Annotated in this window: 6 protein-coding genes; 5 read left to right on the top strand and 1 reads right to left on the bottom strand. The window is 42.5% G+C overall.

The window, feature by feature from the left end:
- The first annotated feature begins 105 nt into the window (after positions 1-105).
- A complete protein-coding gene (locus VK541_RS11020) occupies positions 106-753 on the top strand; it encodes a DUF6266 family protein (protein ID WP_324369978.1) in 648 nt (215 codons plus the stop codon).
- An 88-nt stretch (positions 754-841) separates the two neighbouring features.
- Complete coding sequence (locus VK541_RS11015) at positions 842-1,912, top strand: PDDEXK nuclease domain-containing protein (protein WP_324369976.1); 1,071 nt, start codon at positions 842-844, stop codon at positions 1,910-1,912.
- A 106-nt stretch (positions 1,913-2,018) separates the two neighbouring features.
- Here the strand turns inward: VK541_RS11015 and VK541_RS11010 are convergent, their stop codons facing one another.
- Complete coding sequence (locus VK541_RS11010; protein WP_324369974.1) at positions 2,019-2,381, bottom strand: VOC family protein; 363 nt, start codon at positions 2,379-2,381, stop codon at positions 2,019-2,021.
- Between the two features lie 152 nt (positions 2,382-2,533).
- Between VK541_RS11010 and VK541_RS11005 the strand changes: the two genes are divergently transcribed.
- The 3 genes from VK541_RS11005 (at position 2,534) to VK541_RS10995 (ending at position 8,972) form a co-directional block, all read left to right on the top strand.
- Positions 2,534-3,724, top strand: a complete 1,191-nt coding sequence (locus tag VK541_RS11005; RefSeq protein ID WP_324369972.1) for an ROK family protein — start codon at positions 2,534-2,536, stop codon at positions 3,722-3,724.
- A gap of 302 nt (positions 3,725-4,026) precedes the next feature.
- A complete protein-coding gene (locus VK541_RS11000) occupies positions 4,027-7,356 on the top strand; it encodes a SusC/RagA family TonB-linked outer membrane protein (RefSeq protein WP_324369970.1) in 3,330 nt (1,109 codons plus the stop codon).
- Positions 7,357-7,382: 26 nt separating this feature from the next.
- On the top strand, positions 7,383-8,972 hold the full coding sequence (locus tag VK541_RS10995; protein ID WP_324369968.1) for a SusD/RagB family nutrient-binding outer membrane lipoprotein: 1,590 nt from the start codon (positions 7,383-7,385) through the stop codon (positions 8,970-8,972).
- Positions 8,973-9,060: the final 88 nt, after the last annotated feature.

The raw sequence follows: 9,060 nt of genomic DNA, 5'->3' as shown, positions 1-9,060 counted from the left end.
ATCGTCATGCTGCTCAGATCTGATGTCTTGCTCCCGGGAAGCCTGGCTGAATTTCGGACCGCATGTCGAATTAACAGATTTATCAATTTTTAAATTCTTAACAAAATGGGAATTATCAGACAAGGAATCCTGGGTGGATTTCGCAACAAAACAGGGTCAGTAATCGGAGCTTACTGGCGCTCATTAGACGTGATCAAAGGCTTGCCACGTAAAAGCAACAAGCCGCCAACTGAAGATCAGCTGAACCAGCGTGCCAGGTTTGGGCTCATCACCCGCTTTCTAAGCTGGATCAGTCCGCTGATTGATGTGGGCTACAAAGCATTAAGCAGTGTAGAAACTCCAATGAATCTGGCGGTGTCTTATCACTTGAGCAATGCAATAACTGGTGTGGCACCCAATTTCACCATTGATTATCCGAAGGTGAAATATAGCCGCGGTAAGCTGAAATTGCCTTCGAATATCACGATGGCAACTACAGTTGATGCACAGCTGGACATTAGCTGGACAAATATCGGTAATGATGGCAAGTATCAGGATGCGACTGACAAGGTTACACTACTGGTTTACAATCCTTCCAAAATGGAGTTTGTAAGCGTAGAGGATGTAGTAGCGAGGTCAGTGCAGCAGTACGATTTGGCATTGCCGTCTAACTTCAGTGGCGACAATGTGCATTGTTACCTGAGCCTTAATTCTGTGAAAACCAAAAATCTGGTTTCTGAGAGTTACTATCTGGGGGCAACAGTGGTAATGTAAGGCAAGAAGGTAAGGGGGCATACCCGGGGAAACCCGGGAGCCCCTTTTTTAGTTGGTTTTTTATATCTAAGATACATAGTTTAGCAACATGGAAATCAACATCTATCAATCTTTATTGACGAATATACGAGCTCGTATTCGTAGTGCTCAAATAAAGGCTGCTCTTTCAGCTAATGCTGAAATGATCATGCTTTATTGGGACATTGGCAAATTAATCCATCAACAACAGATAGAGCAAGGTTGGGGAGCGACGGTAACATCTCGATTGGCCAGAGATATCAAAAATGAATTACCAGAAATTAAAGGGTTTTCAGAAAGAAATCTTCAGTTCATGGTTCAGTTTTTTAAGGAATATACTTTTGAAAATATAATTGCGAAACAGGCTGTTTCACAATTACAAGATAACGCCATTCTAAAAGCTGAGTTTATGAAACAGCCTGTTTCACAAATTCCCTGGGGGCACAATATTTTACTCATGCAGAAGGTCAAGGAAAAGAAAGCCAGACTTTGGTATATGGAGCAGGCGATAGTCAACGGCTGGAGCAGAGATGTCCTGGCATTGATGATAAAGAGCAATCTTCATTTAAGGCAAGGAGAGACTGTCAATAATTTCCCGAAAACATTGCCAGATCCGCAATCGGACTTGGTGAGGGAAACATTAAAAGATCCATATATTTTTGATTTCATAACACTCACTCAACCTTTTACTGAAAGAGAATTAGAAACAGAACTGATCAAGCATGTAGAAAAGTTTTTATTAGAATTGGGTGCTGGGTTTGCTTTCGTTGGAAGACAATATAAATTGACAGTTAGTGATCAGGATTTTTATCTTGATCTTCTATTCTATCACTTAAAAATGAGATGCTTTATTGTGATTGATTTAAAGAAGGGTGACTTTAAGCCGGAATATGCAGGAAAGATGAACTTCTACTGCTCAGCTGTAGATGATTTGATTAAAAACGAAGAAGATAAGCCCACTATTGGCCTGATTCTCTGCCAGACTAAAGACAAAGTTATGGCCGAATATGCTTTGAGGGATATGAACAAACCCATTGGCATTTCTGAGTTTGAGTTGACGAGATCATTACCTAAAAACCTGCAGTCAAGCCTGCCTACAATCGAAGAGATAGAAAATGAATTGAAAACCAAAGAGAATTAGCAAATGGTTGCTCAGCTGGACATTATTAAAGTATTGAATACTAAATAGTTACATCCCGATTCTCATAACTTAGTAACCTCAAATGCTCAGATGTGGAGGGAGAATTTTATGCTGACCATACTGCAAGTTCATTACCGTCCGGATCTGTGAAATGAAAGCGTTTCCCACCGGGGAAATTGAAAATGTCCTTTACAATTATACCACCCGCCGCTAATACTTTATTCTTGGTTGCCTCGATATCTTCGGAGTAAATAACAACTAATATACTTCCTTTGGCCGGTTTCCCCGTAGTAAAACCACCATCAACGTACTCGCCTTCAAAAGCTGTATATTCAGGGCCATAGTCAGTAAAGCTCCAGTCCAGGCTCTCTGTATAAAATTGTTTGGCCTGTTTAAGATCTTTGGAGAGAAATTCAATGTATTGGACTTGTCCGTGCTTTAGCTTGTTTTGTGATTGAGTATTAGCCATAATGTCTTGAGATTACTTTTGTAAATATAGCAGACAATTCTTATTAAATAAAGGACTTGGCGGTGCAGCTACTAATAGCTTCGTAAAATATTTATGAAGGATGATGTAATTAATATAAAATTTTATATGTTTGGTTATATAATCCAGATGAATTGACAGCAACTCTAAAGAAATATCAGCAGCTTCGCCGTGATGTGATCAAGCAATTGTACTTGAATCAGCTGCTCACTTTGCCGGATCTCAGCAGGCTGACTGCAAAGAGCTTGCCGCTGATAACCACCGCTGTCAACGACTTACTGCAGGAGGGCTATATTCTGGAGTCGGGACTTGCGCCTTCTACCGGCGGAAGGAGAGCTTCTACATTCCTGCTCAACAAAGATAAACAAAAATATATTGTTGCAGTGGCTATGGACCAATTGGTTACGCGAACTGCCATCTATGATCTGCACAACAACATCAAGGTAGAGGAAGCGTCTTTTAGCTTGCCGCTGTCTGACGATCCTGCTCTGGTCAAGAGCCTGATAGATTTCTTAAAGGATTACATTTTGCGTTCAGGAATCCCGCAGGAGCAGATTCTGGGCGTCGGAATTGGGATGCCAGGCTTTGTAAATGCGGAATTGGGCTTAAATCATACTTTCTTTAAATTGAAAGGCAATGTGAGTCTAAGGGATCATTTGAGCAAGGAGCTTGCTTTGCCGGTTATGATTGACAATGATTCGAGCCTGGTTGCCCTTGCGGAACTGAGATTTGGCGCGGGAAAAGCGGCAAGTGATCTGCTGGTAGTTAATATTGGCTGGGGTATAGGATTGGGCATGGTCATTAACGGGAGTTTGTTCAGAGGCCATAGCGGATATGCGGGTGAGTTTAGTCATATTCCCATTTCTCAAAACAACAAGATCTGCTCTTGCGGAAAACGCGGCTGTCTTGAAGTAGATACTTCTCTTTTGGTACTGGTCGATAAAGCTAAAGCGGAAATGGCCAAAGGGGTAAGTTCAAGATTGCAGGATTTATTTGCTGACGACAGAAAATCTGCCGGTGATCATTTTCTCGATGCGGCGAAAGCAGGGGATCCGCTGGCGGTATCTATACTTTCTGAAGCAGGCTTGCTGATCGGCAAAGGCATAGCGACACTGATCCACATCATGAACCCGCAGGTGATTGTGCTTGGCGGCCGTGGTTCCATAGCAGGAAAGATCCTGATGGCGCCGGTGCAGCAGGCCATCAATGAATTTTGTATTCCGATGCTGGCAGAGCAGACTACCATCTCTGTATCTGAACTTGGCATAAAATCGGAGCTGCTTGGTGCAGCGATACTGGTAGTAGAAAACTGCCAGTTCACCTAGTTTTTCTCCAGTTTTATTGAAATAACGGTGTCATTCCGATGGAAATATGACGTTGGGAGGCGCTCTGTGTGCAGTGCTGATGTTATTATCGTACAATTTCCCCATTTTCCTTTTAAATTTAATCACTCTTTTTTAGAATGCTAAATGCTTTTAGTGCTAAAGTGCATATTAGTTAAAAAATAATTTATAAAGTTTCTAGGTTTCTTTGAAAAAATATTTTAAGTTTAGCCTAACTAAAAACTTAATTTTTGAATGTAGGGGCTTCTTAGCAATATATTCTGACAAACTAAACTTAAATAACCATGAAACATTTCTACTTAAGGTGTTTGGTGCTGTTGCTATGCATGTGCATTACGACAGTCTCCTATGCACAACAAACAGTTACCGGAAAGGTAACGGATCAGTCAGGACTGCCGCTGCCAGGGGTGAGCGTCCACGAAAAGGGGACTAAAAACGGAACCTCCTCAAATGCTGCGGGAAATTTCTCGATCACTGTGAAACCCGGGAGTATATTGACCTTTAGTTCAGTAGGTTTGGTCACCAAAGAGGTAACAGTCGGCACTTCAGCTACTTTAGATGTCTCGCTTGTGGAAGACGCGAATGCGTTATCTGAGGTGGTGGTGACGGCTTTGGGCGTGAAACGTGAGTCGAAATCGCTTGGATATGCGGTGAATACAGTTTCCGGCAAGGATATTACCCAGGCTGGTGCAACCAATTTTGCTTCGGCATTGTACGGTAAGGCTCCGGGTGTGAGAATTGCTTCGGCTACAGGTGGTTCTACCAGTGGTGTAAACATCAACATCAGGGGAGTAAACTCAGTTACCGGTAAAACGCAACCGCTAATCGTATTAGATGGCGTTCCGATCAGAGACGGGGAATTCAATAATAATGACTATTGGGGTGATCAGCGTATGCGTGGAAATGGTTTATTAGACCTTAACCCTGAGGATATAGAAAGTGTTACTATTCTAAAAGGCGCGTCGGCTGCTGCACTTTATGGTTCGGAAGCGGTAAATGGTGTGGTATTGGTAACTACTAAAAGCGGCAGAGGCAATAAGGGTTTTTCTGTTGATGTAAATGCAAATTATTCAACAGATCAGGTTGCTTATCTGCCAAGATATCAGGATGTGAGGGGTCCTGGTATCCATTCCTTCCTTTCAGATGGCGGACAGGATGAAGCCGGATTTGTGTGGCAGGATCTGGATGGTAATGGTAGCAAGGAAACCAGGGGTGTTGGTGCATTTAGTATCAACTTCGGGCCTAAGTTTGATGGTCAGCCTACACTAAGCTGGGATGGACAGATCAGACCTTATGAAGCGCAGAAAGACAACTATTCTAATTTCTTTCAGACAGCTCAAAACTCTAATGTAAATGTGGCAGTAGCCCATGGGGGAGAGAATTCGAATGTGAGGTTTTCGTTGACCAGGCAGGACAATGAGGGTGTAAGTTATGGCGCAATTCATCAGAAGAACATCGCAAATTTAAACAGTACTTTTAAGTTTGGCCCAAAGGTGACTACTGACCTGATGGTCAACTACAACAACCAATATATTCATAACCGTCCTTTCATGGTTGATCGCATGATCAATAACTTTACCGGTATGATTGGCAGGTTTGACAATCCTGACTGGTATGCTGCAAGATATAAAACCAGCAGGGGATATAAATATGTATCCGGTGCCGGGACTCAGAGCTTAACACCCGGGGAGAATATCATATATCCTGGTTTTAAGCCAGATGTTGCAGATTACATGTGGAATGTAAGGGAGAATCAGGAGAATGAATACAGCGACAGATTGATAGCGAGCTTGACAAATACCTGGCAGATCATCGATGATCTGAAATTGAGAGCGAGGTTTTCAACTGACAATACTTCCAGAAGGATTGAGAATTCTAATCCTAATGAAAAGCCCCTGGCTTTTGGAAATTCGGGCTCTTTTGCCTTTTCAAGTTATATGGCCAAAATATTATATGGAGATGCTTTGCTAACCTATAGTAAAAAAATAACTCCTGATTTTGGGATCAGCGCAATGGGCGGTGTAACTGCTACGAGGGAAACTTATACTTCGTTGCAGCGCGAAACGCGTACTGGCCTGAGTGTGGAAAACTGGTTTGACCTGAAATCTTCAGTAGATCTGGCGGGTTCGAGCGATCGATATAATTTCAGAAATTACCTAGTTAAAACTGCTTTTGTCGGAACATTGAGTACTAATTATAAAGAGTTTCTATATTTAGAAGGTACGCTCCGTAAAGACAGGATCTCGGTAATGAGACCGGAACAAAATAGTTTCACTTATCCGTCAGTGAATTCGAGTTTTATTTTTTCTGATGCGTTTAAATTGCCTTCATTTTTTAACTATGGACGTTTAAGGGCTTCGTGGGGAATTGTAGGAAATTATCCTGAAATATATGCTGCAAATGTGGCCTATACGCAAAATACACTTGGCTCGCAGGGAGGAACCAGTTCTGTATTGTATACTACTACTCAGACCGCTTACGGTAATGACCTGATTGTTCCGGAACGTAAAAATGAATATGAATTTGGACTGGAGACGAAATTTTTCAATAACAGGCTGGGAGTGGATGTCACCTATTACAACACGCAGACCAAGAACCAGATCCTGCCGCTTACTCTACCTGGATCTTCCGGAGCTCAGTCTATCCTTGCAAACATCGGTACTTTGCGCAATCAGGGTATTGAGATCGCGTTCACAGCAAGTCCGCTTAAGTATGCTACAGGCTTTAACTGGAATACCATCTTAAATTTTGCGAAAAACAAGAATGTTCTGGAGAGCCTTAATAGTGGCGCGACTGAATTGCTGCACGCGGATTATGATGGAAACGCGGCTCAGTTAAAATCTATAGTGGGCCAACCGATGGGAGATATCTATGTTCACCCGATTGCTACTAATGATGCCGGGCAACAACTGATCAGCAGCGACGGACTTTATCAGCTGGATGCCAATAAGATGGTTAAGGCCGGTAATGCCATGCCTAAGGTGACTGGTGGTTTCATCAACAATTTCAATTATAAAAACTTTTCTCTTGATGTGGTATTGGACTTTAGAATAGGTGGGCATGTGATGCCAACAGGTATCAACTGGATGATCAGCCGCGGCTTGCTCGAAGAAAGTTTGAATTACATGGATGCGGAACATGGCGGCTTAAGCTATTATATGTCGGGTGGAAAAGGTGTACAGACCAACGCTGTTCAGGGGCCTAACGGCGAAAAAGTATATACTGACGGTATGCTGATGCAGGGTGTAAATGGCGATGGCACACCTAACACAAATGTAATATCTCAGGCGTATTATTACTGGAACACTTATAACTGGGGTGGTCCGCAATATGGTGCGTCGAGGTACGAATTGTATGTAAAGAAAAACTCTTATGTAAAAATGAGGGAGATCTCTTTTGGTTATAAGCTCCCTGTTAGCTTCGCGAGTAAACTGGGCGCCAAGAACATACAGCTTTCTGCTTTTGGCAGGAACTTGTTCTTTGTGTACAGGACATTGAAAGATCTTGATCCTGAACAAATGACCTCGGGATCGAGATGGACACAGACTGTAAATAACGCAGGTTCAAACCCGGCGACAAGAACATATGGTTTAATGCTGAGAGCTGGTTTTTAATTGGCAGGCAGAAAAAAATTATTGATATGAAAAAGATATTATCACTTATAATGGTGACCCTTATCCCTGCGATACTTGTGGTCTCATGTAAAAAATCAACGTATGAGGATTCTTATGCAAACCCCTCACTTATAACAAATTCCTCTGTTGAAAAACAGTACACTGGAATGATGTTCACCAATAGAGAATATGTGGTTCCCAGTTATTGGAATTACTTTGTTGTGCTGCGCACTTCGGTAAATCACTATATACAGGCTGCAGGGTGGGTTAATGCTCCGGGACAATATGTGCCTGGCAGCGCCGGTATTACCGACAGATGGAATAACTACTACAACTTTCTGACCCAATACAGGGAGCTGCAGAAACTTTACGGCAAGCTAACCGCTGAACAGCAAGCGGAAATGCGTGTTTTTATGCTGACGGCCACGATCTACTTTTATGACCATACGCAAAAAATAGTCGATTTGCACGGCGATATTCCCTGGGCTGAAGCAGGTATGCTAAGCACTAATAATGGCAATTATTCTGCTTCATATGCCAAGTATCAGAATGCAGAGGACATTTATACCACCATGCTTGACAATCTTCAGAAATTTTCTGATGAGCTGAACACACTGGTAATTCCGGCAGCACTTGTAAAGAGTTTTGAGACCCAGGACCTGGTGAATAAGGGAAACCTGACACTTTGGAAGAGGTACTGCAACTCGCTTCGTTTAAGAATGCTGAACAGGGTTTCGGGTACGACTAAATTTCAGGCAAGGGCTAGCCAGGAAATGGGGGCAATATTTAATGATCCTGCGAAATATCCTGTGGTGACCACTAATGATGAAACCATTGCGCTTAAAGTTTTTGACCTGGGAAGTGACATCAATGCGAAAGGCTTTAGAACTGGCCTTGAAGACTGGAATGGTAATATTGCAGGCAAAGTGACGATCGACAGGATGAAAACAACTGCTGATCCGAGATTGAGAGCAATGTATGAACCTGGTGAAAAGGCAGGTGGAGTTTATAATGGTCTTGACCAGACATTAAACGGGGGTACACAAACTGATTTGATTAATGGGGGTACTATAGCGATCTATAACCGCTCTACACTTAGCCGTAATGAATTCTTCCCTGGAGTATTGATCTCAGCGGCAGAAGTTAGTTATCTTAAAGCGGAGTATTACCTGAGAGCGGGCAATGATGGTGCGGCAAAAACGGCATATGAGGCGGGAATTAAACAATCTGTCAATTATTATTACTGGCTTAGAAGCTTTAGTAAAGACGGGACTTCACCGGCACTCGTTCCAACAAATGATGTACAAATTGCTGCTTATACCAATCACCCGCTTGTATTGTGGACAGCGGCACCAAATAATGCGGCTAAATTGCGGCTAATAGCTACGGAGAAATGGCTGCATTATGGTGTTGTACAGCCTTTGGAAAGCTGGGCAGAGATCAGAAGAATGGACGCGCCGGTGCTTACTTTTCAATCTGACAATTCAAGTGCTCAAAAATTACCGCCTAACCGTTGGATCTATCCTTCGAGTGAGGTTGCCTACAATACTGCAAACTACCAGGCGGTTCAGGCTAAAGACAATTTACAAACCAAGATTTTCTGGGACGTAAACTAACAATTCCTAAATTTTAACCTGAAGTGCGGCATGTTCTGCCGCACTTTTTATTTAAATGGTATTATGTTATTTTCTATTCACAATAAGT

This window comes from Pedobacter sp., from assembly GCF_035317785.1.
Lineage (GTDB): Bacteria > Bacteroidota > Bacteroidia > Sphingobacteriales > Sphingobacteriaceae > Pedobacter.
This window is presented reverse-complemented; position numbering and strand designations above follow the sequence as displayed.